General features: G+C 63.4%; 23 protein-coding genes. 18 read left to right on the forward strand and 5 right to left on the reverse strand.

The window, feature by feature from the left end; genetic code table 11:
- Position 1 precedes the first annotated feature (1 nt).
- Entirely contained in the window at positions 2 to 1,414 is a 1,413-nt protein-coding gene (mycP, locus tag RHP72_RS09615) for a type VII secretion-associated serine protease mycosin (RefSeq protein WP_161120802.1), read from the reverse strand.
- 14 nt (positions 1,415 to 1,428) lie between these two features.
- Entirely contained in the window at positions 1,429 to 2,895 is a 1,467-nt protein-coding gene (gene eccD / locus RHP72_RS09620; protein ID WP_161120803.1) for a type VII secretion integral membrane protein EccD, read from the reverse strand.
- A gap of 235 nt (positions 2,896 to 3,130) precedes the next feature.
- Here eccD and eccCa point away from each other — a divergent pair, with 235 nt between their 5' ends.
- The 10 genes from eccCa (at position 3,131) to RHP72_RS09670 (ending at position 14,092) form a co-directional block, all read left to right on the forward strand.
- Entirely contained in the window at positions 3,131 to 7,135 is a 4,005-nt protein-coding gene (gene eccCa / locus RHP72_RS09625) for a type VII secretion protein EccCa (protein WP_311094604.1), read from the forward strand.
- A 56-nt stretch (positions 7,136 to 7,191) separates the two neighbouring features.
- Positions 7,192 to 8,634, forward strand: coding sequence for a type VII secretion-associated protein (locus tag RHP72_RS09630; protein ID WP_311094605.1), 1,443 nt, complete (start codon positions 7,192 to 7,194; stop codon positions 8,632 to 8,634).
- Positions 8,635 to 8,818: 184 nt separating this feature from the next.
- A complete protein-coding gene (locus tag RHP72_RS09635; RefSeq protein WP_003940986.1) occupies positions 8,819 to 9,124 on the forward strand; it encodes a WXG100 family type VII secretion target in 306 nt (101 codons plus the stop codon).
- A 100-nt stretch (positions 9,125 to 9,224) separates the two neighbouring features.
- A complete protein-coding gene (locus RHP72_RS09640; protein WP_003940975.1) occupies positions 9,225 to 9,518 on the forward strand; it encodes a WXG100 family type VII secretion target in 294 nt (97 codons plus the stop codon).
- A 290-nt stretch (positions 9,519 to 9,808) separates the two neighbouring features.
- Positions 9,809 to 10,252, forward strand: coding sequence for a 50S ribosomal protein L13 (gene rplM / locus RHP72_RS09645; protein WP_003940842.1), 444 nt, complete (start codon positions 9,809 to 9,811; stop codon positions 10,250 to 10,252).
- Positions 10,249 to 10,758: a 30S ribosomal protein S9 gene (gene rpsI, locus RHP72_RS09650; RefSeq protein WP_007728596.1), complete on the forward strand. Its 510-nt coding sequence runs from the start codon at positions 10,249 to 10,251 to the stop codon at positions 10,756 to 10,758. Before rplM ends, rpsI begins: the two co-directional genes overlap by 4 nt.
- A gap of 154 nt (positions 10,759 to 10,912) precedes the next feature.
- Positions 10,913 to 12,250, forward strand: coding sequence for a phosphoglucosamine mutase (glmM, locus tag RHP72_RS09655; RefSeq protein WP_050655854.1), 1,338 nt, complete (start codon positions 10,913 to 10,915; stop codon positions 12,248 to 12,250).
- 110 nt (positions 12,251 to 12,360) lie between these two features.
- Positions 12,361 to 12,666: a hypothetical protein gene (locus RHP72_RS09660; RefSeq protein WP_003941002.1), complete on the forward strand. Its 306-nt coding sequence runs from the start codon at positions 12,361 to 12,363 to the stop codon at positions 12,664 to 12,666.
- Between the two features lie 80 nt (positions 12,667 to 12,746).
- Positions 12,747 to 13,811: a hypothetical protein gene (locus tag RHP72_RS09665; protein WP_241199132.1), complete on the forward strand. Its 1,065-nt coding sequence runs from the start codon at positions 12,747 to 12,749 to the stop codon at positions 13,809 to 13,811.
- On the forward strand, positions 13,808 to 14,092 hold the full coding sequence (locus RHP72_RS09670; protein WP_003940907.1) for a hypothetical protein: 285 nt from the start codon (positions 13,808 to 13,810) through the stop codon (positions 14,090 to 14,092). The genes RHP72_RS09665 and RHP72_RS09670 overlap by 4 nt, the downstream gene beginning before the upstream one ends.
- Here the strand turns inward: RHP72_RS09670 and RHP72_RS09675 are convergent.
- The gene (locus RHP72_RS09675; RefSeq protein WP_003941000.1) at positions 14,053 to 14,892 is read right to left on the reverse strand and encodes a chlorophyllase/cutinase-like alpha/beta fold protein; all 840 of its coding nucleotides are present in this window, start codon (positions 14,890 to 14,892) and stop codon (positions 14,053 to 14,055) included. The genes RHP72_RS09670 and RHP72_RS09675 overlap by 40 nt on opposite strands.
- Before the next feature lie 112 nt (positions 14,893 to 15,004).
- On the opposite strand from RHP72_RS09675, the gene glmS reads away from it, so the two are divergent.
- Positions 15,005 to 16,867 carry a glutamine--fructose-6-phosphate transaminase (isomerizing) gene (gene glmS, locus RHP72_RS09680; protein WP_003940837.1) on the forward strand — a complete coding sequence of 621 codons (1,863 nt, stop codon included), beginning with the start codon at positions 15,005 to 15,007 and terminating at the stop codon, positions 16,865 to 16,867.
- 53 nt (positions 16,868 to 16,920) lie between these two features.
- Here the strand turns inward: glmS and RHP72_RS09685 are convergent, their stop codons facing one another.
- The gene (locus tag RHP72_RS09685) at positions 16,921 to 17,292 is read right to left on the reverse strand and encodes a plastocyanin/azurin family copper-binding protein (RefSeq protein ID WP_003940908.1); all 372 of its coding nucleotides are present in this window, start codon (positions 17,290 to 17,292) and stop codon (positions 16,921 to 16,923) included.
- Positions 17,293 to 17,330: 38 nt separating this feature from the next.
- Between RHP72_RS09685 and RHP72_RS09690 the strand changes: the two genes are divergently transcribed.
- From RHP72_RS09690 to tsaD, 7 genes are all read left to right on the forward strand, one after another.
- A complete protein-coding gene (locus RHP72_RS09690; protein ID WP_161120806.1) occupies positions 17,331 to 18,764 on the forward strand; it encodes an NAD(P)H-hydrate dehydratase in 1,434 nt (477 codons plus the stop codon).
- A 55-nt stretch (positions 18,765 to 18,819) separates the two neighbouring features.
- Positions 18,820 to 20,022, forward strand: a complete 1,203-nt coding sequence (gene alr, locus RHP72_RS09695) for an alanine racemase (RefSeq protein ID WP_311094606.1) — start codon at positions 18,820 to 18,822, stop codon at positions 20,020 to 20,022.
- On the forward strand, positions 20,019 to 21,071 hold the full coding sequence (locus tag RHP72_RS09700; protein WP_116056969.1) for an alpha/beta fold hydrolase: 1,053 nt from the start codon (positions 20,019 to 20,021) through the stop codon (positions 21,069 to 21,071). Before alr ends, RHP72_RS09700 begins: the two co-directional genes overlap by 4 nt.
- The gene (gene tsaE / locus RHP72_RS09705) at positions 21,061 to 21,552 is read left to right on the forward strand and encodes a tRNA (adenosine(37)-N6)-threonylcarbamoyltransferase complex ATPase subunit type 1 TsaE (protein ID WP_003940673.1); all 492 of its coding nucleotides are present in this window, start codon (positions 21,061 to 21,063) and stop codon (positions 21,550 to 21,552) included. The genes RHP72_RS09700 and tsaE overlap by 11 nt, the downstream gene beginning before the upstream one ends.
- A 106-nt stretch (positions 21,553 to 21,658) precedes the next feature.
- Complete coding sequence (gene tsaB, locus RHP72_RS09710; protein ID WP_065455183.1) at positions 21,659 to 22,342, forward strand: tRNA (adenosine(37)-N6)-threonylcarbamoyltransferase complex dimerization subunit type 1 TsaB; 684 nt, start codon at positions 21,659 to 21,661, stop codon at positions 22,340 to 22,342.
- 10 nt (positions 22,343 to 22,352) lie between these two features.
- Positions 22,353 to 22,847, forward strand: a complete 495-nt coding sequence (rimI, locus tag RHP72_RS09715) for a ribosomal protein S18-alanine N-acetyltransferase (RefSeq protein WP_003940971.1) — start codon at positions 22,353 to 22,355, stop codon at positions 22,845 to 22,847.
- Positions 22,844 to 23,881 carry a tRNA (adenosine(37)-N6)-threonylcarbamoyltransferase complex transferase subunit TsaD gene (tsaD, locus tag RHP72_RS09720; protein ID WP_054827677.1) on the forward strand — a complete coding sequence of 346 codons (1,038 nt, stop codon included), beginning with the start codon at positions 22,844 to 22,846 and terminating at the stop codon, positions 23,879 to 23,881. Before rimI ends, tsaD begins: the two co-directional genes overlap by 4 nt.
- An 18-nt stretch (positions 23,882 to 23,899) precedes the next feature.
- Here tsaD and RHP72_RS09725 read toward each other — a convergent pair whose 3' ends face one another.
- A complete protein-coding gene (locus tag RHP72_RS09725) occupies positions 23,900 to 25,489 on the reverse strand; it encodes an Hsp70 family protein (protein WP_311094607.1) in 1,590 nt (529 codons plus the stop codon).
- Positions 25,490 to 25,552 lie beyond the last annotated feature (63 nt).

Below are 25,552 nucleotides of genomic sequence, written 5' to 3' on the forward strand. Positions count from 1 at the left end.
TTCAGGGATCGATGTTCTGGCGTTCGGGAAGATGCCGACGAATTACTCGACGAAGAGGCATCGATGCCAACAGCGTCAGTAGGGCGAGGGTGCCGACCGTTCCGGCTCCGACGAGTGCCGTGTCGCGAGATCGGTTGTCGGGGGTCGGCGGCGTGGGTAGGGGATCGATCGACACCGACTGATGGTTGACCTTGACGCGTTCTCCTGGGGCCAATTCGCCCGTCACTGCCGCAAGTGGATCGATGACGCCGTGACCGACGTAGGGATTCCAACCCTGCGCCGGAGCGTGGGCGGTGGCTTCGATACGTTGCATGACCTGAAGCGCAGTCAGTTCCGGGTGAACCGACCGGACCAGTGCGGCGGTCGCCGCGACAAAGGGCGCAGCGAAACTGGTCCCGTTGAACGACTGTACGGCGCCGTCGGAGCCGTACACCCCGTTGGTCAGACCGGGCGACGTCGGGTGAAGTGAGGTGATTCCGGTGCCGGGCGCCGCCACGTCGACCCACGGACCGCCGAGGCTGAAGGAACTGGCGGCGCCATTGGGGTCTACCGACCCGACCGTGAGGACATAGTCGTCGTACCAAGCCGGACTGGCAATCGTCGCAACCGAGTTCCATGGATCGGCTAGGGGATCGACGGGATCCGGCGGCGGATTCTGGTTCTTGCAACCTCCGGATCCGACGTTACCTGCAGCTGCGACGACTACGACGTTCTTCGCGATCGTGGCGTATTCGATTGCAGCGCCGAGTCGTTGGTCGTTGATCCCGTCCCCGGCAGGCTTGCAGGCGACTTCGGAGATGTTGATGACGCTTGCACCCATGTCCGCAGCGTGACGGACGGCCGATGCCATGGTGTCGACGTTTCCGTACCCGGATGAGTTCTCGGCTACAGCAGGGTCTTCGCGTTGGCCGGCCACCGAGAAGGCGGCACTGGACTGCCTGATCGAAATTATCTGTGCGTCCGGCGCAGCTCCGGAGAATCCGGAACCCTCGACTTGCTGGGCGGCGATGAGACCGGCCACGACAGTTCCGTGTGCGTCACAATCGTCGGTGCCGTCGGAGGTACCGACGTAATCACCGCCGCCGTCGAGCGACGGCAGCCGGGGATGTCTGCTGACACCGGTGTCGATGACAGCAATTCGCTGTCCTGCCCCTCTGGTGATCGGCCACACAGAATCGAATCCCAGATCTCGTTGAGAACGTGGAATGTCCGCACTGTCACCACCTGCCACGGCTGGGACGCACAGGGTTCGTTGTTCGGTGGGTTGTGGAGGTGCGGGCGGACCGTCCTCCGGCAGCATTGCAGGATCGATGGGGGAGGGAACCGCGCTCGATGCGCCACCTGCCCCGGCGAGAACGCTGAAGGCGACGATCACGAGACTGGCGCAGATGTTTGTTGCACGTCGAATCACCATCGATCAGCGATCGCTCAGAGGCTACGCATGAGCGCGAAGAGGCCACTGACCCAGCAGATCAGCGGAACGATTGCTGCAATCGCAGCGAGGTCCAACAGCTCGGCAGCGCGTCGCATAACGGGGCTGAATGTGTTCTGGGGGGCGAGGATTCCCAGAATCAGTGCCAGGAGGAGAACGGTCATCGTGATGGCGAAGACGACCAATGCATGGTCGCGATGGGTCCATGCCATGTCGCCCAGGAGAACGAGAATCACCGAGATGCCTGCCGCGATGAGTGGCACAGCCTGCTGTGCGCCCGCGTAGGTGCGCCCGCGAAACATCAGCACGACGGCCGTCGCGAATGCGAGAGCAAGATTCGGCCAGACGATCCCCTGACCAGGCCAGGACCACGCGAGTGCGACGGCAGCGACGAGCGCGACCACTGACGTGGCCACGATCAGCCCGGTCAGATAGCTACGCGCCCGCCCTGCCCTTTCCGCCAACTCGGTCAGCCCGGGTAGTTCGGGTTCGGGCAGTCCGTCGCGGTCGTCGTCGAGGGGATTACTCGGCGTCGGAACAGGGGGAAGCGGTAGTCGCGCGAACAACATCGACAGTCGAGCGGTGAACGTGAGAACCATCAATGCGGCGGCAATCACCGCGCCGCTGACGGTCGCGGTGCGCGCCTCGGGAAGCGTGGTAGTGACGGCAAAGGTACCCACCGCCGCGAGAAGGACGACGAGAAGTGCGGTGAAGACAGCTAATCCGGCGCCGCACAAGCGGAAGCAGATCAGAGTTACCGCAGCGGCAAATGCTGAACCGAGAAGCAGATGAGCCGAAAGAACAGTGCCGGGCACGCAGAGTGCGCCGGAGACGAACGCCAGTGGCACCGAAGCGCATCCGAGCGTGACGGAACTTGCAGAGTCTCCGTACACCCGCGCCGCCACGACGGCGGCGACGGTGAGCACCAAAGACGTCACTCCGCCGCAGACGGCGCCGATCAGTCCCGTGTCGCCGAGGACCAGGGCGAGGGCCGCGACGAGCGCAGCGACGAGGGCGGCGGTCGAGCCGACAATGCGCGCGGTGACCGGAGTCCAGCGTCGGTAGACGTCCGCATCCGTGGCCGCGACGGTGTACATGATGTCGTCGAAGAGTGGAGGCGGGGCAGCGGTGTCCGAGGCCTCGAGTACGAGCAATTCTCCATCGCGGATTCCGTGCTCGTGCAGCGACAGCGTCGGTGCCAGCGGTGCCCTGCCGACTTTCGACAGAGTCCAGTCGACGGGCTCGAATTGTTCGGTGGTGTGGTCGAACTCGTTGAAATTGCTGTGGTTGACAATTGTGTCCACAATGCCCGGAATGACCACGGTGAGTGGAACACGAAGCGGCACCGCAAGATCCACCTGCGAATGGGCTGAAAGTACCGTCAACCTGCACAGTTCGGCAGAATGACTCGCGCCTCGTCCGTTTCCGGTGTTCGCAGCGCTGGTTGTAGTGGTGCTGGTCAAGATCTGTCCCCTCCCATGACGCGATTCCCCCTTCGCGTCACCCCAGTTCACCCGAACAATACGACATGAACTGCGCGCCTGTATCGGAGACAGCGCCGACAACAGGTGGCACCGACCCGAGTGTCGGTGTTGTGATCTACTCTCTTGCAATTGCGCGAGTACGCCTTGGGGGGCCGGCGGTAGTCGGACGAGGCGCCTGGCGGCAACAGCTGCAGCACCGATGGGGGTGGGTGAATTGAGCACTGTCAGATTTGCGCGTCGAGCACGACGTGAATCGCCGCGCACACCGGGCGGCGAGGTGACGCTTCAGGCCCCACCGGAGATACCTCGCGTCACGCCGGGAAACCTACTGACCAAACTACTTCCGGTGATCATGGTGGTTGCCATGATCGGCATGGTGGCGCTGATGTTCTCTTCCGGCATGGCGCGCAATCCGATGTCCCTGCTGTTTCCGGTCATGATGATGGTGTCGATGCTCGGAATGCTCGCCGGGGGCGGTCGTAGCGGTGGAGCAAGAGCGTCCGAAGCGAACGAGGACCGCAAGGACTACCTCCGGTACCTGGATCAGATGCGTAGTGATGTTGCTGCGACGTCTGGTGCGCAGCGTGCTGCTCTCGAGTGGAGCAATCCCGAGCCGGCGCTGCTCTGGACACTGGCCGGGACTGTGCGGATGTGGGAGCGTCAGATCACCGACTCGGACTACTGCCACGTTCGGGTAGGTCTGGGTACACAGCGATTGGCCACCAGACTCGTGTCTCCGGAGACCGGGCCGGTCGAGGATCTCGAACCCGTCGCTGCTGTCTCACTTCGGCGATTCGTCCGTGCACATTCGGTTGTGCAGGACCTGCCGACCGCCGTCTCGCTTCGCGGATTTGCTGCGATGTCCATCGAGGGGCAGAGAGATTCCGCTCGTGCGCTTGTCCGCTCGATGTTGATGCAGCTGTGCACATTCCACGGTCCGGACACGCTCCAAGTTGCGGTGGTGTGCGGTCCCGATACCGAATCCGAGTGGGAGTGGGTCAAGTGGCTCCCACACGTGCAACACCCGCAGTCTCAGGACGGCACCGGCACTGCACGCATGGTGTTCGGTTCGTATTTCGAATTCGAAAGTTCCCTCGGGGAACCGCTTTCGATGCGTGCTCGATTCGCTCGCAACACTCCAGCCAGTGCGGGCGTTCCGCATCTCGTGCTGGTCGTGGACGGTGGCTTACTCGAAGGTGACACCGGCCTGTTGTCCGAATCCGGGCTCGACTCGGTGACAGTCCTCGACCTGTGCGGGTTCTGCCCGCGGCTCGTGGCGACGCGTGGGTTGCGACTGGTCGTCGGTAGCGATCAGATCGGCGCGGTGAGCAGCGCAGGAGTTGAGAACTTTGCGAGGCCCGACGCTGCGACGACGAGCCTGGCGCAGGCGTTCGGGCGTCGCATCGCACCGTTCCGTGCGGCATCGCAGAATGCCGTCGACGCAGCTGACGACGACCGATCCCTTCGGACGTGGAGCCAGATGTTGGGGATAGGAAACGTTGCGAGGTTCAATCCTGAGCATGGCTGGCTTCCACGTCAGGGGCGCGACCGACTCCGCGTGCCGATCGGTGTCGGACAAGACGGAAACCCCGTCGAACTGGATCTGAAGGAGTCGGCCGAGAACGGTATGGGTCCGCACGGGCTGTGTATCGGAGCCACCGGTTCTGGCAAGTCGGAGTTCCTGCGAACCTTGGTGCTCGGCCTGATCGCGACCCACTCTCCCGACGCACTGAACCTCGTCCTGATCGACTTCAAAGGTGGTGCAACCTTTCTCGGCCTCGAGGAGGCGCCGCACGTTGCTGCGATCATCACCAACCTTGCCGAGGAATTGGCGATGGTCGATCGTATGAAGGACGCGCTCGCCGGCGAAATGAATCGTCGACAAGAACTGTTGCGTGCGGCAGGAAACTTCGCAAACGTGTCCGATTACGAGAAGGCGAGGCTGGCCGGCGCTGCACTAGATCCCTTGCCGGCACTCTTCGTGGTTGTCGACGAGTTTTCCGAACTGCTCAGTCAGCAGCCGGAATTTGCCGAATTGTTCGTGGCCATCGGGCGATTGGGCAGGTCACTTCACATTCACCTGCTGCTGGCCAGTCAGCGACTCGACGAAGGAAAGCTTCGGGGTCTCGACAGCCATCTTTCGTATCGCGTCGGGTTGAAAACGTTCTCGGCGAACGAGTCTCGTTCCGTCCTCGGCGTTCCCGATGCTTATCACCTTCCGGGTACACCCGGTGCGGGATACCTGAAGTCCGATTCTGCTGAGATCGTTCGCTTCCAAGGTGCTTACGTGTCAGGCCCGTACGAGGGCGAGCGGATCGTGCCCACTCGATTCTCGGTCGATTCCCCCGTCGAACTGGCGCCGCTGCCGTTTACCGCGAAGCCCGTGATCGGACCAGAGGCCGTTGTCGTTCCCGTCGAGCCCGACGTCGTCGACATGGGTGAAATCGGTGACGATGCACGTACTCTCATGGGAGTCCTCGTAGACCGCATGCGCGGTCACGGTCCACGTGCGCATGAAGTGTGGCTCCCGCCGCTCGAGTCATCTCCGACGCTTGACCAGTTGTTGCCGCGGTGGGCGACCGGTGATCAACCTCGCGGAAATCTGAGCGCACCCTTCGGCATAGTCGACAGGCCGTTCGATCAGCGCCGCGATCTACTCGTCGCCGATCTCAACGGATCGACTGGCAACCTCGCGATTGTCGGCGGCCCGCAGTCGGGAAAGTCGACGGCGTTGCGCACGTTGATCTTGTCTCTGAGCATGACGCACACGCCGGAACAGATTCAGTTCTACTGCCTCGACTTCGGCGGTGGAACGCTCCTCGGATTGAAAGATCTGCCGCACGTCGGATCGGTGGCAAACCGCTTGGATTCCGACCGCGTCCGGCGCACAGTTGCCGAGGTACTCGGTGTGGTCGCCAAACGGGAGCGACTGTTTCGTGACCTCGGCATCGAATCGATGGCCGATTTCCGTAGATTGCGAACAGTTGATCCCGCCGGGGAAGGTGAGGCTGCGGGACTCCGAGAGGATCCGTACGGTGACGTCTTCCTCGTCGTCGACGGTTGGCCAAGCGTTCGTTCGGATTTCGAATCACTCGAGCCCCAGATCAACATGCTCGCCGGTCAAGGTTTGTCCTTCGGTGTACACGTGATCGTCACGACGTCGAGGTGGGCCGAGATCCGGCCGGCACTCAAGGATCAACTGGGTACTCGCATCGAACTTCGTTTGGGTGATCCGGGAGATTCGGATGCGGGTCGCCGGAAAGCCGGCCTGGTGCCGGAAGGTCGACCGGGTCGTGGCATCACTCGCGACGGACTCCACCTTCTCACCGGACTACCTCGAATCGACGGCCTACCGGGTAGTGAGAACTCGAGTACGGCTGTGGTGGCGACGGTCGAACGTATTGCAGCCATGTCGAATTCGCGTCCGGCACCCACCGTGCGGATGCTCCCGGATTCCTACTCGGCCGCAGAACTTCTCGAAGCTGTCGGGACCCGGTGGCCCTCACCGAGTGCGGCCGACGGTCGGTGCCTCACCGTGCCGATCGGGCTCGGTGAGACCGACCTCGCCCCGGTGTACATGGACTTCCGGGAACACCCGCACCTGTTGATATTCGGCGACACTGCGTGTGGGAAGACATCTCTCTTGCGTGGAATAGCCGAAGGGATCATCGCGTCGAACACACCGGCCCAGGCCAAGCTGATCATCGGTGACTATAGGCATTCCCTGCTGGGCGTGGTCGAAGGGAATCACCTCGGGGGGTACTCGGCGTCGTCGACGACCTTCGGTGAGTTGATGGTCGACTTGGCTCGGATCGTCGCTGCCAGAATGCCGAACGCCGAAACAACGCAGCAGCAATTGCGGGAACGGTCGTGGTGGAGTGGGCCGGAGATTTACGTACTGATCGACGACTACGACCTTGTGGCCACACCGAGTGGAAATCCGGTGGCGCCGTTGCTCGAGTACATTCCGCACTCCAAGGACATCGGTTTGCACCTGGTTATTGCCCGTCGTTCCGGTGGTGCGGCCAGAGCACTGTACGAGCCGGTCATTGCGAGAATTCGCGACATGGCGCCGGCCGGATTGATCATGAGCGGAAGCCGTGACGAGGGAAATCTCGTCGGCACTGTCCGCGCGTCGGCGATGCCGGCAGGCCGTGGGGTCTACGTTTCCCGCTCGCAAACCCAACTTGTCCAAGTTCCGTGGATACCACCGCTGTGACCGCTCCGTCCGCAGTGTCGGTCTCGTTACATTGGGGTGCATCGAATATCTGGGTCGTGTCGGGTCAACGCGAATTCTGTTGCAGTGCAGACCTCCGACGCGAACCGGCGTCGGGCCCCGGTGCGGCCGGCGAGAATGCGATCGATTACATCGACGACGATTATGTCGACGTGGATGGTCGGGTTGTCCCGACAGTCTTGGAGGTGGCCAGGCTGATCTCCAGTGCGATGGACGGGTGCGGAATCGTCGACGCAGACATTCTTCATCTCAGTCATCCCTCGGATTGGGGTGCCCCACGCAGGCGGCGATTGCTCGATGCCGCACGTCGAGTGGCGCACGACGTCGTACTCGTTCCGACGTCGATCGCGGCGGCGAGGTCGGCTCATACGGCTTGGCGATCGCGGTGTGTCGTCCTCGAACTGCGAGGCGGAACGGTGGTCGCTTCTGTTGTCGCTGAGGTCGACGGTGAACTCCGAATCGACGGAACACAAAGTTCGGAGATCGCAGACGTTGCGGGGTTGTTTTCCGCAATCGGGGATCTATCGGTTCGGGACGCTGTGGTGTTGGTCGGGCCGAGCTCTCATGCTGTTGCGGCTTCGCTCGAACGGGGGTCGACGAATGTTCACGGCCACGCGAGCATCCGAATTCTGGACGAGAGCCGGGTGGCTGCGTCTCTGGTGGATCCTCAGACGCTCGTTCGCCAGACAACCGCGCGGGACAGTTCGGGACGAATCGTCGACAATTCGGCTTTTGGCGCCGGGTGGGTAGGCGATACGGATGGCGCGAAGTCGATTCCTTCCTTGGACTCGAATGCCTCTTCGCCGCGTCGCGTCGGCGGGCGGCGCGGAGGCCGTCGATGGTTCGCGGCGGCGCTTGCGGTGGTCGCCGTCGCCGGTGCGGTCGCAGGAACGGTCGTGGTGTCCACTCGCGATCGAAACGATTCTCGGTTGACGAGGTCGGTCGCAGCCACGGCGGAAGACGAAGTAGAGATCGTGGAGGCGTCGAAAGAGCAGGAAACGCCTGCACCGAAGACTTCGATCTCGTCGATCGAGTCCGGGGCCACGCCGGAACTTACTCGTGTGGACGTGGGAAGCGTTGCGGCAGAAGTGCCTTCCGATTGGAAGCTTCTGTCGCGAGGGACCTCGAGCGGGCGTACCGATTTGGTACCCGGTTCGGGTGCGGATCGCAAGATCGTGGTCATCGAGAAACGTCTTGCGGAAGGTGTGGGATTCGATTCCGTCGAAGCTGTTTTGCGTCAGCAGTTTTCGACGTTCGAGGACCCATTGCGGTTCGCAGAGTTTGCTGTGCTCGACGATGCCGCAGGAAAACGGGCAGTGGTGTACGTCGAGTTTCCGGACGATTTCTCCGAGGTGCGTTGGCACGTGTACGTCGACAACGGACGGCAAGTGAGTATCGGCTGCCAGTATCTGATCGGTGAGTGGGGCAGTCTCGAAGCGGACTGCCTGCGGATGTGGCAGTCGGTCGAATTCACACCGTGACCGGATCGGTCGGTTCTGAAAATATTCTTCGGTCGGGCCGGAACCGTTGGTACGGAGGTCGCGTCAAAGTATGTGTAGCGCACATCAGGGAGTTCCGCTCGACCCCGGTGCACATCCGACGGACCAAGCCCGTTGTGTGTGATCGCCGATACCGAACGGTACTCACCGAATCCAGGGGGACGACATGGGCTTTACCGCAACTACCGCTGAATTGATCGATTCGGCGGGGACCATCGACGGACATCTCGGTGACATCAGGGGGCTGGTCAACGCTGTTCGGTCGGAGGCCGACGCTTCGCACAATTCGTGGAACGGTGCGGCGCAGGTCGAATACGCAGGAATCATGGAGCGATACAACAGCGCGGCCCTGAAGTTGGACACAGCTCTGACCGACATCTGCGAGCAGATCAAACAGGCCGCGGGAACCTTCGACTCGACCGAAGACGACAACGTCAGCTCGCTTCGCGGCGCGACGGTGAACATGTCCTGACCGCCAGCTCTTCATCGTCCGATCAAGCAATCCTCAGCCAGTAGTTCTCGCAAGTTAGTTCTCACAATTTCTCTCCAGTCACACCGAACCGGGAGCAGTTATGTCCGACAGGATCAAGTACGACTTCGGCGGCCTCGCAATGCTGTCCGATCAGATGAAACAGCAGGCCAAAGCGATCAACGACAAACAGGGCGACATCAAGGTTGTCGTGGACAAGCTGCAAGCAGGCTGGGAAGGGGCAGGTTCCGAAGCGTGGAACGACGCACAGCGTCGCTGGGCCCAGGCTTCCGAAGAACTGAACATGGTTCTCGCGCAGATCGCCGGAGCGACGGCGAGCGGCTCGGAGAAGATGCAGGAAGCTGATCGGATCGCGGCAAACGGGTTCGGTCGCTGACAGCATCCCATGCCGTGATGACACCCCGCCTGCCCCGGTACCGTCAGGTTGCCGGGGCAGGCGCATGTCGATCGCTCGCATCGCTGTGCTGGACGATGATGCTGTTGGCAAGAATGGCTGCGCTTTGACCTGGCAGCGGGTAGACCGGTATCGTCTATCGGTGGCGTGCCGTAGGGCTCCGGCAGAAATGCGTGGAGACCGGCGGTTCTCGGGTCTCAACTGGCCGCCGAGGATCGTTTACGCGATACGCACATGGTCAGCAGTGGAATGAATTAAGACGAGGAAGATCTGTGTCTACGTACACCCCGAAGGCCGGAGATGTGACCCACACGTGGCACGTCATCGACGCCACTGACGTGGTGCTCGGCCGTCTTGCCGTTCAGGCAGCGAACTTGCTGCGTGGCAAGCACAAGCCCACCTACGCGCCGCACATCGACGGTGGTGACTTCGTTGTCATCATCAACGCAGAGAAGGTTGCCATCAGCGGCAACAAGCTGCAGGGCAAGAACGTTTACCACCACTCCGGATTCCCGGGTGGCCTGAAGTCCCGCACTGTCGGTGAGGTCCTCGACAGGACTCCCGATCGTCTCGTCGAGAAGGCCATCGTCGGCATGCTCCCCAAGACGAAGCTCGGCCGCGCAATGAGCAGCAAGCTCAAGGTTTACGCGGGCCCGAATCACCCCCACACCGCGCAGCAGCCGGTGCCGTTCGAGATCAAGCAGGTCGCACAGTGACATCGCCGGAAGAGCAGAACGTGTCCGAAGAGAACATCGAAGCAGTGGAAGAGCTTGTCTCTGACGCAGTCGAGGTCGTCGAAGAGGTTGCTGCAGCTACGCTCGCACCGATCGTCCTCGATCGCCCGGTCCAGACCGTCGGTCGCCGCAAGGAGGCTGTCGTTCGCGTCCGGATGGCTCCCGGTACCGGTCAGTTCAAGCTCAACGGTCGTACGTTGGAGGACTACTTCCCCAACAAGGTTCACCAGCAGCTGATCAAGGCTCCGCTGGTGCTCGTCGAGCGTCCCGAGTCTTTCGACATCATTGCACTGCTGCACGGTGGCGGCCCGTCCGGTCAGGCAGGCGCACTGCGTCTGGCTATCGCGCGCGCACTCATCGAGGTAACCCCTGATGATCGTCCGGCCCTCAAGCGTGCAGGCTTCCTGACGCGTGACGCCCGCGCGGTCGAGCGTAAGAAGTACGGCCTGAAGAAGGCCCGTAAGGCATCGCAGTACTCCAAGCGCTGATGCTTTGCCGAGGTTGACCCGGCGGGTCTGCTTCGGCACCTGTTCACCACAAGAGCGGGCGTCCATCGTTACCGGACGCTCGCTCTTGTGTTTCTCGGAGAAATTCCCTTCTCGAGTTCCCTTCTCGAGGTTCACAGGATTCAGGAGTCGTTCTATGGGTCGGTTGTTCGGTACTGACGGTGTTCGTGGACTTGCCAATTCGGATCTGACTGCAGATCTTGCATTGAGATTGGCAGTTGCCGCGGCGAGCGTACTGACAGCCGACACCTCGGACGCACGTCCGACCGCCGTGATCGGCCGCGATCCTCGCGCCAGCGGTGAGATGCTTCAAGCCGCGGTGACCGCAGGATTGAGTTCCGCGGGTGTCGACGTGCTCGACGTGGGTATTCTTCCGACTCCGGCAGTTGCATACTTGACGGCAAAGCTCGACGCCAGTCTCGGTGTCATGATCTCTGCATCGCATAATCCCATGCCGGACAACGGAATCAAGATTTTCGCAGCCGGTGGACACAAGCTGGATGATGCTGTCGAGGTGGCGATCGAGGATGCACTCGAGGGCACTGCACCGCCCGTCCTACCGACAGGTGCCGGGATCGGCCGCGTCCGTACGGTCGACGACGCCGCTCAGCTGTACCTTGCGCATCTGGCGAGCGCGGCGAGCGAGCCACTCGCTGGACTCACCGTTGTGGTCGACTGCGCCAACGGCGCTGCTTCCGCGCTCGCACCGGTTGCCTACGCGGCAGCGGGCGCTCGCGTCATCGCGATCAGCGCCGATCCCGACGGCCTCAACATCAACGACGGCTGCGGATCGACGCACCTGGAGAATCTTCAGAAAGCCGTAGTCGATCACGGGGCGGACCTAGGCCTCGCGCACGACGGCGACGCCGACCGCTGCCTGGCCGTCGACGAGACCGGAGCGGTGGTCGACGGTGACGCGATCATGGCAGTTCTGGCGATCGCGATGAACGACGCCGGTGAGTTGGTCGAGAACACTCTCGTCGCGACTGTCATGAGCAATCTCGGTTTGCACATCGCGATGCGCGAGGCCGGTATCAACATCGTGACTGCTGCCGTAGGCGACCGCTACGTCTTGGAGGAACTGCGCGCGGGCGGATACAGCCTCGGTGGCGAGCAGTCAGGCCATGTCGTGTTGCCGGCGTTCGGCACCACGGGCGATGGGATTCTCACCGGCCTCCGGCTGCTCGGACGCATGGCTCGCACGGGTAAGTCGGCATCCGCGCTGGCCGCAACGATGACAACCCTCCCGCAAGTTCTGATCAACGTGAAGGTTGGGGACAAGGCGACAGTCGCAGCATCGCCGTCGGTACTCGCAGCAGTCGCGGACGCAGAGCGCGTCCTCGGTGACGGTGGTCGCGTGCTCCTGCGCCCGTCCGGGACAGAGCAACTGGTCCGCGTCATGGTCGAGGCCACCGAACTTCCGCTCGCGCAGAAGCTGGCCGACGAGTTGGCCGAGATCGTCGGTTCGGTTTAGCCCCTCATTACGCGTTCGCGTTTTGAGGGAACGTAATTGCGCCCTGCTGCGTCCAAGGAGTCAAAGGCCGCTCGACGTTCGAGTGGTTCCGTTGAAACTTGGGAGCGCTCGTGGATGTCGACCGCGCTGGAACAGATGAATTGGCACGCCATGCGGTGTCGGTGGCCCAGGCTCTGCGCGATTCTGCCGAGCCGATCAGGCGTTTGCGATTCAGCGGTGCCGTTTCGGGCCGTGATTACGCCGAGCATGGAGCCGCGTTGGCGTCGGCATTGGCGGTCCTGAATTCTCGCTTGACTGGCCGTGCGGATCTTCTCGATGCGTTGGCGCGTCGGCTTTCCTCTTCGGCTGAGGTGATCGCTGAGGTGGACGGTCAGGGTGCGCAGCGATTGCGAGACTCCAGCGGGTCGGTCTCATGATACCGACGAGCGGTACCGCACAGGCAGTACCAAAAGGCTCCTTGTGCGTCGAAGATATTCTTGCACTGCGTGATTCACGCGTGCATCCCGACGAAATCCTGGATGCTGGTGCGAGGGGATTGCAGTTCTTCGATCGATTTCACAACCTGGCCTCTCGGTTGGGCTTCGAAGAACGGATGCTTACGTCCTACGAGGATGCGTATCGCGCAGAGGCTGGTATCGATTTCGAGACACTAATGCGAGATGCGTCGGACATGGCCGCAGCGGTGGACGGTTCGGTCGCCGAGATCGCGATGCTGACGCACCTGGCGGAGAATCTTCCTGCAGTGTGGAATGTTTCCGGCGTGGGTGCGGTCGTAGATCAGGCCTTCGCGGCGCGGCGTGAAGCTCGGTCCGATGCGGATTCGGCGCCACTGTTGATCACGCTGGCCGACGAATTCGCGCGGACGGTTCGAACGGCTTTGGCAGACAAGGCTTTCAAGGTGGCCGGCCTCGACCGGGCGACGATCGGCGGTCTGGGTGCGGGGGAGATCGACCAGCTGACTCACGTCGCTTCCGCCGGTCGTGGTGCGGCGCCATGGCTGGACACGGTTTTTCGTTCGGCGTATCTGGATACTCGCGACGAATTCGACAGGGCGTGTGCGGAGTGCGCGAGTGCGGTTGGTCATGCTTTTGACGCCGCGACCCAGTGGGTGACAGACGCGTTCACGTCAACCTTTCCGATCGCCGAGCCGAGTGCATCCGGTGTCGCCGCCGCTCCTGTCTCTTTCTCGATCGGCGGCAACACTTGGGGTTTCTCGATTGCGTCCGACGGTCGTGGGGTGAGTCTGGATGTTGCAGGTGCTGACGGGAACTCTGTGTCGGCCACCCTGGAGTTGAGCGAAAATGGTTGGCCGAGAATAGTGCTCGATGCCGATCCGGAGATGTCGCTGCACGAGGCGCGCCCGCAAGAAGCGTCCCAGCCTGCGACACTCCAGCCCGAAACTCCCGACCCTGAGATTCGCGAGCACGAGGTGCCGGTTGAATCCAACGCCGAGTTCTCGCCCGCGCCGGACCCGGAGCCGCCTTCCACAGTCCCCGACGAGTCGATCGTGGCTCCCGACGGAGAGACGGGCGCTGAGTTGGCCGGAGCTGGTCCGCTGTGAAGTCCGTTCACGCGCCGTTCGAAGCGATCCGTCGAACCCTCGATTCTCAACTCGACGACTTCCGTGAGCGCAGAGTGGCCGCAGCGAGCGCGGAATCGCACCAGGAGCCGCCGTCCGAAACGACATCCGCCGAGAATGACACGGATGGGCCGGTCAGGTCCGGCCCGTATCTGCGATCCGCGTCAGAGCCGACGCCGACGCCGCCGTGCTCGCCGCCGGAGTCGGTGGCGAGTACGGACTCCTACTTACGCAACAGCTGGCTGGCCCGCGCGTCGGAGTGAGGTTCGACCGGCAGCAACGGCGCCGTGTGCGGAATCTCGACGTCAGGATCAGCAAAATCCTTGTACTTCTTGTCGCCGGTCAGATGGAACAACAGGAAGCCCGTGAGCAGGCACCGTGTGGCGGCCTGTGTCTTGCGCTCGGATCCACCGAGGCCCAGGGCGCCGAGGAGTCGGCGGCCTTCGATCAGTCCGGCGTCTTGGGCGTCGTTCACGGTACGTGCGATGACAGGACCGCCCCACTCCACGCTCAGCGGCCGGGCATTGCTGGTCAAGGAATCGACGTCGTCTTCGCCGGCGAGGATCAATCCGGGCGCTGTGATCTTCGACGCGTAGTTCTCCGCCTTGGGTGCTGTCGGGGCCGGGAACAGTGCGGCTACCGCACCGACATCCCCGCGCTGCGCTGCGGCCAGTACCGCAGCGCCCGCGCCCATGCCGTGACCGGCAAAGGCGACCCGATCGGGTTGGACGCTGATCTGTCCGGGGCCGAGTCGCACGCCGACGCAGATGTCGAGCGTCGCTCGAAGATCTGCAGCCAATCCGAGATGTGACGGGACCGGACCGCGTTCGCTGTCGGGCGCCGCTGCGACAATTCCCCAGGAAGCGAGGTGCTGGAGTGTCTGCTCGTACTTGTGGGACCCGACCATCCACCCGTGCGCGAAGGCAACGGCGGGGAGATTGAAACCGGTTTCCGGCGTGTACACGACACCCGGCTGTCCGGCCAGGGCGAGGTTGCCGCGGAGAACTCGGTGCGGGCCGCGCTTGGACAGCTCACGGGTCAGTGTCTTCAGTTTCGGTGCCACGGTTGAAGACGTTATCCGATGAGCCGCCTCGTGTATGCGGAGCGGACGCCGCAACCAGGTGCGGGAACCGCAAAATGCGCCCACCGCCGATGTCCAAGTACCCTGAGTCACCATGTGCGGAATCGTGGGATACGTCGGCCACCGCCCAGCTCTGGGCGTTGTGGTGGAGGCTTTGCGACGAATGGAGTATCGCGGGTACGACTCGTCGGGAATCGCGATTCTCGACGGAACCGGTGGGGTCGAGATCGAGCGTAAGGCCGGTAAGTTGGCCAACCTCGAGGCGGAGCTCGGCGAGTACGGTGCGGATCACTTCGTCGGTACGTCCGGTATGGGCCATACCCGTTGGGCGACGCATGGGCGTCCGACGGACCGCAATGCGCACCCGCATCGTGATGCCTCGGGCAAGCTGGCTGTCGTTCACAACGGAATCATCGAGAATTTTGCCCCGCTGCGTGCGGAGCTCGAGGCTGCAGGCGTCGAACTGCAGAGCGACACGGATTCCGAGGTCGCGGTTCACCTCGTCGCCCGGGCGTACGCCCAGGGGCCGACGGCAGGTGATTTCATCGAGAGTGCGCTGTCGGTGGTTCGTCGGTTGGAAGGTGCGTTCACGCTCGTCTTCACGCACGCTGATCATGCGGACACGATTGTCGCCGCGCGCCGCTCGACACCGCTCGTAGTCGGTGTCGGTGAGGGCGAGATGTTCCTCGGCTCCGACGTCGCTGCATTCATCGAGCACACACGCGATGCGGTTGAACTCGGACAGGATCAGGCAGTGGTGATCACTGCCGACAGCTACCGGATCTCCGACTTCGCGGGTAACGAGGCAGAAGGACGCCCGTTCCGCATCGACTGGGATCTCGCGGCCGCCGAAAAGGGTGGTCACGATTACTTCATGCTCAAGGAGATCGAAGAGCAGCCGACCGCTGTCGCCGACACGCTCCTCGGCCACTTCGAGAACGGGAAGATCGTCCTCGACGAGCAGCGGTTGTCCGATCAGGAACTGCGCGACGTCGACAAGGTGTTCGTTGTCGCTTGCGGTAGCGCTTACCACTCCGGTCTGTTGGCGAAGTACGCGATCGAGCATTGGACGCGTCTACCTGTCGAGGTCGAACTCGCCAGCGAATTCCGTTACCGCGACCCGGTTCTCGATCGCTCGACGCTTGTTGTCGCAATCTCGCAGTCGGGGGAAACGGCCGATACGCTCGAGGCTGTCAAGCACGCCAAGGACCAGAAGGCACGCGTCCTGGCGATCTGCAACACCAACGGTGCACAGATCCCGCGTGAAGCCGACGCAGTCCTCTACACCCGGGCAGGACCGGAAATCGCGGTCGCGTCCACCAAGGCGTTCCTGGCGCAGGTGACCGCGAACTACCTCGTCGGTTTGGCTTTGGCGCAGGCTCGCGGAACCAAGTATCCGGACGAGGTCGCCCGCGAGTACGCCGACCTCGAAGCGATGCCCGCATTGGTCAGCAAGGTACTCGAGACGGCAGAACCGGTGCGCGCGTTGGCGCGCCAGTTCGCGCACGCGTCGACCGTGCTGTTCCTGGGGCGTCACGTCGGCTACCCGGTGGCGCTCGAGGGTGCGCTCAAGCTCAAGGAGCTCGCGTACATGCACGCCGAGGGCTTTGCCGCCGGTGAGCTCAAGCACGGCCCGATCGCCTTGATCGAGGAGGACCTTCCGGTCATCATCGTCATGCCGTCGCCGCAGGGCCGCGCTGTCCTGCACTCGAAGTTGGTGTCCAACATTCAGGAGATCAAGGCGCGCGGGGCGACGACTATCGTCATCGCTGAGGAAGGCGACACCGTCGCCGCGGCGCACGCGGATCACCTGATCGAGATTCCGGCGTCACCGACTCTGCTGCAGCCGTTGCTGTCCACGGTTCCGTTGCAGATCTTTGCGGCCGAGGTTGCCGCGGCGCGTGGCTACGACGTCGACAAGCCGCGTAACCTGGCGAAATCGGTTACGGTCGAGTAGCTTTCGCTAGAAAATCGGGCCCCGCAGTCGCAAGACTGTGGGGCCCGAGCGCGTTACGGCGTCTCGACGACGACGGTTCCGCGCATCTCGGGATGCGGTGTGCAGGTGTAGTCGTAGGTTCCGGGTTCGGTGAACGTGTAGGTGTAGGTTCCCGATTTCTTGAGCGGACTGCGGAGTTTGCCCTTGGCGTCCCCGAGGCCGTTGACGTCGTGGGCCATTCCGTTGTCGTCGAACACCCACGTGACCGTCTCGCCGACATTCACGGTGATGGACGCGGGGGAGTACGCCATCCCGGAGATGGTCACCACGGGTCCGCTGGCCGTCGTTTCCGGAGCCGGTGGTGTGGAGTCGGTGCCGGAACTGCACCCGACCAGACCGAGAGCGAGCACGAGACCCGCGATTGCCGGGCGAAGACGTGATTTCATGGTTTCGAGGGTAGCGACGGCAACTGAAGGGTTCCGACATGCGTGGGTACTACACAGCCGATCAGGTGCGAGCAGCTGAGGCGCCGCTGCTCGACAAGCTGCCCGACGGGGTGCTGATGCGTCGAGCGGCGTACGGTCTTGCGCGAGTAGTCGCGGACGAATTGCGTTCCCGTACAGGGTCGGTCGCGCATCGGTCGGTGACGCTTCTGGTCGGTACGGGCGACAACGGCGGTGATGCCCTGTGGGCCGGTGCGTTGCTCCGCAAACGAGGTGTGAGCGTGCGGGCCGTGTTGCTCGATCCGGCGCGCGCTCATCGGGCGGGCCTCGATGCTCTCTTGACGGCCGGCGGCCGAGTCGCCGCCGAAGTCGGGTCGCCGGATCTGGTGATCGACGGCATCGTCGGGATTTCCGGGCACGGCGGTCTACGGCCTGACGCGGCCGATCTCGTCGGCCAGGTGGATGCACCGATCGTGGCGGTCGATCTTCCGAGCGGCGTCGACGCGAACACCGGCGCAGTGGACGGCCCGTCGGTGACCGCTGATGTGACGGTCACATTCGGTGCGCTCAAGCCGGTACACGTACTCGCGGCTCCGCTGTGTGGTCGTGTCGAACTCGTGGACATCGGATTGAGCGTCGGCGAACCCGAATTCGGTTCGCTCGATCCGGCGGAGGTCGGTGCGCTGTGGCCGGTGCCCGGTCCGGAGGACGACAAGTATTCGCAGGGTGTGGTGGGCATCGTTGCGGGAAGTGAGCAGTATCCCGGCGCGGGCGTGCTCTGTACCGGTGCCGCGGTGACCGCGACCGCCGGCCTGGTCCGCTACGCCGGGCACGGCGCCACCGAGGTGCTCGCCCGGTTCCCGGAGGTGATTGCGAGTGAGACCTTCCAAGCCGCCGGGCGAGTTCAGGCGTGGGTGGTCGGCCCCGGTATGGGTACCGACGACGACGCCGCGCGACTTCTGGCGTCGGTGCTGGCTACTGATGTACCCGTTGTTGTCGATGCGGACGGACTTACCCTCCTCGCTCAGCGTCCCGAACTTGTCGCAGCCCGGACCGCGCCGACACTGTTGACGCCCCACGCCGGCGAGTTCGCTCGATTCACAACTCTTGGCGACGACAGGATCGCGGCCACGCGTGCTCTTGCCGCACGCCTCGGAGTCACGGTCCTGTTGAAGGGCCATACGACGGTGATCTCGGATCCCGGCGGTGAGGTGCTGGTCAACGACGCCGGCGGCTCCTGGGCATCGACGGCAGGCTCGGGTGACATCCTCTCCGGTGTGATCGGTGCGTTGCTGGCGTCGGGTCTTAGCCCTCTCGAAGCCGGGGCCGTCGGGGCGCGGGCTCACGCGTTGGCTGCGAACATCGCCGCTGCCGGCGGTCAGAGGGATGTCGCCGGAGCACCGATTTCGGCTTCACCCCTGCTGGGAGGTCTGCGGGAATCGGTGCGTGTGCTTCGCTCTTTTGCCCTCGATTGAGGGTGTTCAAACCCGAACACGTGTCCGATTCTGCGTGGGTGGCAGGATTGTCGCCATGACGCTTGCCCAGGGAAGAGCACCGAAGGAGCCTGCGGAGGGGAAGGCGAGCCGACTCGACGACGCAGTAGGGCCGCAGACGGAGGCAGTCGTCGATCTGGACGCGATCGCGCACAACGTGCGTGTTCTGCGTGAATTTGCCGGGGATGCAGCGTTGATGGCGGTCATCAAGGCGGACGGATACAACCACGGCGCAGTTGCGGTGGCGCGGACGGCGCTCTCGGCGGGAGCCCGGGAACTCGGCGTCACCACCATCGCGGAGGCACTGGTCCTTCGCGAGGCAGGCATCACCGCTCCCGTCCTTGCCTGGCTGCACGGCGTCGACGCCGATTTCGGCTCGGCGATCCGATCTGACGTCGAGATCGGCGTGTCCTCCCCGCGACACCTGGCCGCTGTCGTCGGCGCGGCACGGGTTCTGGGACAACAGGCGACGGTGACGCTCAAGGTGGACACCGGTCTCAATCGCAACGGCGTCTCGAGAACCGAGTGGCCGCAGATGCTCGACGACCTCGCCACTGCGCGGGACGAGGGCACGATCAGGCTGCGCGGAGTGTTCTCTCACCTCGCGCACTCGGACGAACCGCATCACGACGTCATCGACATGCAGAAGCAGCGTTTGATCGACGCGGTTGCCGACGTCCGCGCTCGCGGATTCGACCCCGAAGTCGTTCATCTTTCCAACTCCGCTGCTATAGTCACCCGTCCTGACCTGCGGTTTGACATGGTTCGGCCGGGAATCGCGATATATGGATTGTCTCCGGTGCCCGAACTCGGAGATTTCGGTTTACGACCGGCGATGACGCTGCGAGCGAAGGTGATTCTGGTGAAGAAGGTAGCCGCCGGAGAGGGCGTCTCCTACGGGCATCAGTGGGTCGCACCGTACGACACCACTCTTGCGCTGCTTCCCGTCGGCTACGCCGACGGTTTGTCTCGCTCACTGAGTGGCAAGTTCGAAGTGCAGTTGGGCGGTAAGCGTCGCCAGGCTGTCGGGCGAATCTGCATGGACCAGGTATTGGTGGACCTGGGTCCGGACGGTGACGGAGTTCGCGAAGGCGACACCGCGATCTTCTTCGGCAACGGCGATCACGGCGAACCCAACGCGCAGGCCTGGGCCGACGTACTCGACACCATTCACTACGAGGTCGTGACCGGGATACGTGGACGCACTGTGCGTACGTACATCGGGGGAGAGACGTCATGAAGACTGCAGGAAAGATGAGCATTCTCGGTGGCCTGCTCAGCGCCGTGGCGCTCGGCTCGATGGCCGGTGTGAACGCATTCAAGAGCGCGACGCGTCCGGGCCGGGAAATCTACGCGGACGAGGACTTCGACCTCATGACGCGCGACCGCAAGAGCACGGTGCGCACCGAGGACGGTGTCGAGCTGGCAGTTCGCGAAGTGGGACCGGACGACGCTCCGCTGACGGTCGTTTTCGTGCACGGATACTGCCTGAGTGCGCTGTCCTGGCATTTCCAGCGCCGCCAGCTCGAAGAGCGATGGGGCAACAAGGTTCGCATGGTGTTCTACGACCAGCGCGGACACGGAGACTCGGGCATGCCGCGTTCGAAGAGTTGTACGGTTTCTCAGCTCGGCCGCGACCTCGCGACCGTCGTCGAGGCCAAGGTACCCAAGGGACCGATAGTTCTGGTCGGTCACTCGATGGGCGGCATGACGGTACTCGCGCTCGCCGGTCAGCGACCCGAATGGTTCGAGGGCCGAGTCATCGGCGTGGGGCTGGTCGCGACGACGGCGGCAGGCCTGGCCGAAACCGGCCTGACCCGCAATCTGCAGAATCCGATCATCGACGGATTCCGGTTGGCAGTGCGCACCTCACCAGGAGTGGTTCAGCATGCCCGGGGCGCTGCGCGAGTATTGATCACGCCGATCCTGCGTGCGGCCTCGTACGGCACCGATGTCAGCCCACGGCTGCATGAACTCTCGGACGGCATGCTCGACCGGACCTCGGTTGTGACCATCGTCAATTTCCTGCGGACGTTGGAACTGCACGACGAGTCCGCTTCTCTCGAGGTCCTCGCACACACACCGGCAGTCGTGATCTGCGGCGATCAAGACATGATGATTCCGTTCATCAGCTCCAAGCGTCTCGCTGCCGATCTCCCCGAGTCCGAACTCGTGCGAGTTCACGGGGCCGGCCATCTGGTGCAGCTCGAGTTCCCGGCGATCGTGACGGACGCAATCGACAAGTTGGTGCAGCGAGCGCAGGTAGAAGAGCGGTCCGATGTCGGCTGAGAACTCCACGGGACTTCCCGTGTCCGGACAGATCACGTTGGAAACGGCCGAGGATACCGAGGCTTTCGGCCGACGCTTGGCGGCGGGACTTGTTGCCGGCGACCTGGTGGTGCTGGACGGTCCACTCGGGGCAGGCAAGACCGCGTTGACGCGCGGAATCGGCGCCGGGCTCGGGGTGCAGGGCCGGGTGACGTCCCCGACGTTCGTCATCGCTCGTGAGCATCGTCCGGGCACCCGCCCTGGCGGCGGAGTTCCCGTCGGCATGATCCACGTCGACGCATACCGGCTGGGAGACAGCGGACCGCATGCGCTCGACGAACTCGATGCCCTCGACCTCGACACCGACCTCACCGATGCAGTGGTGGTGGTCGAATGGGGTGGTGACGTCGTGGAAAGGCTCGTCGAACGGCACCTGCGAGTGCAGCTTCATCGGGAACCCGAATCGGATGTGCGGACTGCGAGTTGGTCCTGGACGTCGTGAAAGGGAGTTTGGTGTCACAGACGTCGGAAACGGCGTTTCGTGTCACAGACGTCGTGACCCTCCCGGGCCGGAAGTAGTTCTTCACGTGCGGGTACCCTGAGAAATCGTGCTTGTTCTCGCAATTGACACCTCCACTCCGGCAGTCACTGCCGGAGTCGTCTCCCTGTCGGCTTCGTCACCGGACCCAGTGTCACCGGACGCAGAGTCACCGGACACAGTGGAGACGCTTGCCGTGCGTGTCACGGTCAATCCTCGTGCGCACGCCGAGGTCTTGACCCCTCACGTCCTCGAATGCCTCGCCGAGGCAGGGCTCACACCGGCCGACTTGAACGCCGTCGTCGTGGGTGTCGGGCCAGGGCCGTACACCGGACTGCGTGTCGGCATGGCGACGGGCGCTGCCTTCGGTGACGCACTCGGTGTTCCCGTGTACGGCGTGTGCAGCCTCGATGCGATCGCGGCTGCGGTACCGACCACACCGAGCCTGCTCGTCGTGACTGACGCGAGGCGTCGCGAGATCTACTGGGCGCGCTATGACGGCGGAGTGCGCGTCGAAGGACCGGCTGTGAATTCCGCCGGCGACGTCGATCCTTCGCCTTCGACGCTGATTGCCGGATCCGCTTCGCACGTGGACTTCTTCGATCTACCCGTCGACCCGGCGGAGACACCTTCACCGGCCGGGTTGGTGACAGTCGCTGCTCGCGAGATCCTGGCCGGCTCGGTTCCGGCCCCGCTGGAGCCGCTGTACCTCCGACGCCCGGACGCGAAGACCCTTGCAGAACGTGGCAAGTGAGACAGAGCAGATGAAGTACAGCATCGAGCCGATGAACGTCGATGACGCCGAACGGTGCGCGGAGTTGGAGCGCGCGTTGTTCGCAGGCGACGGACCCTGGAGCGCACAAGCGTTCGTCTCGGAACTTGCAGGCGCACATAATCATTACTTCGTTGCCCGGGAGCCTGACGGTCACGTCCTCGGCTACGCCGGAGTCGCATTGTTGGGGGCGTCGCCGAACATGGAGGCCGAGGTTCACACCATCGGTACAGATCCCTCGGCTCAGCGACTCGGAATCGGCGGCGCGTTGCTCGATGCGCTTCTGACTCTGGCGGATTCACGGCAGTGCCCGGTGTTCCTGGAAGTGCGCACCGACAACGAACCTGCCATCGCGCTGTACCGGCGCGAAGGATTCGAGATCGTCGGAACACGAAAGAAGTACTACCAGCCCAGTGGGGCAGATGCGTACACGATGAGACGGCCTGCCGTGCTCGGTGTCCGCGAAATTGAGGAGCAGCAAGCATGATCGTCATGGGTGTCGAAAGTTCTTGCGACGAAACAGGTGTCGGTATCGTCCGCTGGAACGGTGACGGAACCTGCGAGCTGTTGGCCGACGAGGTGGCATCGAGCGTGGATCAGCACGCCAGGTACGGGGGAGTGGTTCCCGAAGTGGCCTCGCGGGCTCACCTCGAGGCGATCGTGCCGACGATGCGCCGTGCCCTTGCTGCCGCCGGTATCGAGAAGCCCGACGCGCTGGCCGTCACCATCGGACCCGGACTGGCCGGCGCGCTGCTGGTCGGTGTAGCCGCAGCGAAAGCCTATGCGGCAGCATGGAACATCCCGTTCTATGCGGTCAATCATCTCGGCGGTCACGTCTCGGTGGACACTCTCGAGCACGGTCCGTTGCCCTCGTGCGTCGCATTGTTGGTCTCCGGCGGTCACACACACCTGCTTCACGTCGAAGATCTGGGCAAGCCCATTGTCGAACTGGGCACGACTGTCGACGACGCCGCCGGCGAGGCCTTCGACAAGGTGGCCAGACTGCTCGGACTCGGCTTTCCCGGTGGACCGGCACTCGATGCTGCTGCGCAAGAGGGAGATCCGAACGCAATCGCCTTCCCTCGCGGCATGACGGGGCCGCGCGATTCGCGGCACGACTTCTCGTTCTCGGGACTCAAGACGTCCGTCGCGCGCTATGTCGAATCGAAAGAGCGCGCAGGCGAGACCTTTTCGATCCCGGACATCGCTGCCTCGTTCCAGGAAGCGGTTGCAGACGTCCTGACGATGAAGGCAGTGCGTGCAGCCAAGGACGTCGGGGTCGACACGTTGGTTCTCGGCGGCGGCGCCACGGCCAATTCGCGCATCCGCTCACTCGCCGAGCAGCGCTGCGCCGAAGCGGGCATCACGTTGCGCATTCCGAAACCTCGACTGTGCACGGACAACGGCGTGATGATCGCATCGTTGGCCGCTCACCTGATCGGAAACGGCGCAGGCCCTTCGGAATTGAGTGTTGCGACGGACCCGGGGCTGTCGGTCTCCGTCAGCCAGCTGATGCACTGAAAATCGGCCGACTGAGAATCAGCCGACCGGGGCCGGTTCCCGATCCGGTGTGGTCGCGGGACCGTTTTCGGGCATCGAGGTATTCGGTTCACCGGGCTTCGTCGTCGGATCACCACCACCAGGGGTAGTGATTTCGGTTTCGGTGGAACCGGATCCAGGAGTCTCCGGCGTCGTCGGGTTCTCGCCGCCGCTCTCACCCGGGCCGAGACCGCCGCCGGGGTTTGCCTCGGTCGGATCGACCGGGGGCGTCGCCTCGGTGTCCGGCATCGTCGGCCACCACGCCGGTGGATCGGGCAGCGTGATTCCGGGAATGGTCGGCCAATTCGGAGTGGTCGTTGTCGTGGTCGGCGGCGTGGTTGTCGTCGAGGTGTCCGGGATCGGCGCAGGCGGAAGTGTGTACTGATGCGTTGTGTACGAGTGCGTGTCGTAAGGCTGCGAGTCGAACGGGGTGGTGGGATACCCGTACCGAGGATACGTGCTGCCGGCTACCGAAGGCAGAGGATCATGAGACGGAATGATCGTCGATCCGGTGCTCGGTGTCGCTTCGGGGCTCACCGTCGTCGTGGTCGACCCGGTTCCGACGGGCGAGACCGCGGTGTCGTCGGTCGGCACCAATTCCTTTGCGCCGTAACCGAGTACCAGTCCGCCGACCACGAGCGCACCGATCAACGCTCCCGATACCTTGGCGGTGGATCCGGAGCGCTGGTCACTTCCGGAGCCCAGCAGCGGGAAACGAATTGCGGTGATCGAATCTGCAAGGAGTGCAGCACCTTTGGTTGCCGCAGTCTCGGGCTCGACGATCTCGACCATGGGGACGTCGACGGCAGCGGCGACGGCGGACCGCACGGCCGGAATGTGTGCGCCACCGCCGATGAGTACAACGGCACCGACGGGCCGCGGTGAGCCCTTCACGACTTCACGGATGAAGGTGACGGCGCGCTCTATATCCGGGGCGATGATGGCCTCGAACTCGTCGCGCGTGATCGCCATCGCGTCGATCGGAAGGTCGATGGTCACCTTGGTGGACGTGGACAGTTGCTCTTTGGCGACATGGCACCGGGCCGCAAGAAGTTCCGCGTCGGTGTACCGGCGCAAGTGCCCTGGCGCCTTCTCCGTCACGAAGTCGACCAATGCCCGGTCGATTCCGGCCCCTGCGAGGGCGTCGATACGGTCGGAGTGCAGAACTTCACCGGTGTGGTCGACGACGGACACCGTCAGACCTTGATCACCGACGTCCACCTGAGCTGTCGTGTCGTACTGCTCGGTTTTCCCTGTCTCGGCGAGATACGCGTGTACGGCGGCAGGCTCGGGGATTGCACGGACCTGCTTCGGCGAGCGCGAAAGAGATGACCTGATGCTCGCGAGTTGATCGTCCGTGCGATAGCTGACACCGATCGAGCGCGGCGCTTCAGATCCGTCCGTTACCTGCGTCGTCATCAGCTTGATGGATGCTCTGACAAGGTCACCGACGTTGGAATTGGCCTGATCCGCCGAGACGAAGCGAGTCTCGGCAGGCACGGCGCCTGGCGCGTTTGTGCTGGTATCGGTGTCGACGAGTGCTGAATAGACACCGGAAGATCCAGTGGAAATTCCCAGTGAACAACTCATCGCACACCTCCTCACAGTCAATACCGGTCAATGTTCAATCGACCGCCGTTATATGAACGTTAC

It is taken from the genome of Rhodococcus sp. SG20037 (genome assembly GCF_031763325.1).
GTDB lineage: Bacteria > Actinomycetota > Actinomycetes > Mycobacteriales > Mycobacteriaceae > Rhodococcus_F > Rhodococcus_F qingshengii.

Excerpts from the sequence above, each read along its gene's own strand:
- glmS (WP_003940837.1), top strand. The coding sequence starts at position 15,005 with ATGTGCGGAATCGTGGGATACGTCGGCCACCGCCCAGCTCTGGGCGTT.
- tsaD (WP_054827677.1), top strand. The coding sequence starts at position 22,844 with ATGATCGTCATGGGTGTCGAAAGTTCTTGCGACGAAACAGGTGTCGGT.
- RHP72_RS09690 (WP_161120806.1), top strand. The coding sequence starts at position 17,331 with ATGCGTGGGTACTACACAGCCGATCAGGTGCGAGCAGCTGAGGCGCCG.
- rimI (WP_003940971.1), top strand. The coding sequence starts at position 22,353 with ATGAAGTACAGCATCGAGCCGATGAACGTCGATGACGCCGAACGGTGC.
- tsaE (WP_003940673.1), top strand. The coding sequence starts at position 21,061 with ATGTCGGCTGAGAACTCCACGGGACTTCCCGTGTCCGGACAGATCACG.
- RHP72_RS09640 (WP_003940975.1), top strand. The coding sequence starts at position 9,225 with ATGTCCGACAGGATCAAGTACGACTTCGGCGGCCTCGCAATGCTGTCC.
- RHP72_RS09635 (WP_003940986.1), top strand. The coding sequence starts at position 8,819 with ATGGGCTTTACCGCAACTACCGCTGAATTGATCGATTCGGCGGGGACC.
- RHP72_RS09700 (WP_116056969.1), top strand. The coding sequence starts at position 20,019 with ATGAAGACTGCAGGAAAGATGAGCATTCTCGGTGGCCTGCTCAGCGCC.
- glmM (WP_050655854.1), top strand. The coding sequence starts at position 10,913 with ATGGGTCGGTTGTTCGGTACTGACGGTGTTCGTGGACTTGCCAATTCG.
- RHP72_RS09685 (WP_003940908.1), bottom strand. The coding sequence starts at position 17,292 with ATGAAATCACGTCTTCGCCCGGCAATCGCGGGTCTCGTGCTCGCTCTC.
- mycP (WP_161120802.1), bottom strand. The coding sequence starts at position 1,414 with ATGGTGATTCGACGTGCAACAAACATCTGCGCCAGTCTCGTGATCGTC.
- RHP72_RS09725 (WP_311094607.1), bottom strand. The coding sequence starts at position 25,489 with ATGAGTTGTTCACTGGGAATTTCCACTGGATCTTCCGGTGTCTATTCA.
- alr (WP_311094606.1), top strand. The coding sequence starts at position 18,820 with ATGACGCTTGCCCAGGGAAGAGCACCGAAGGAGCCTGCGGAGGGGAAG.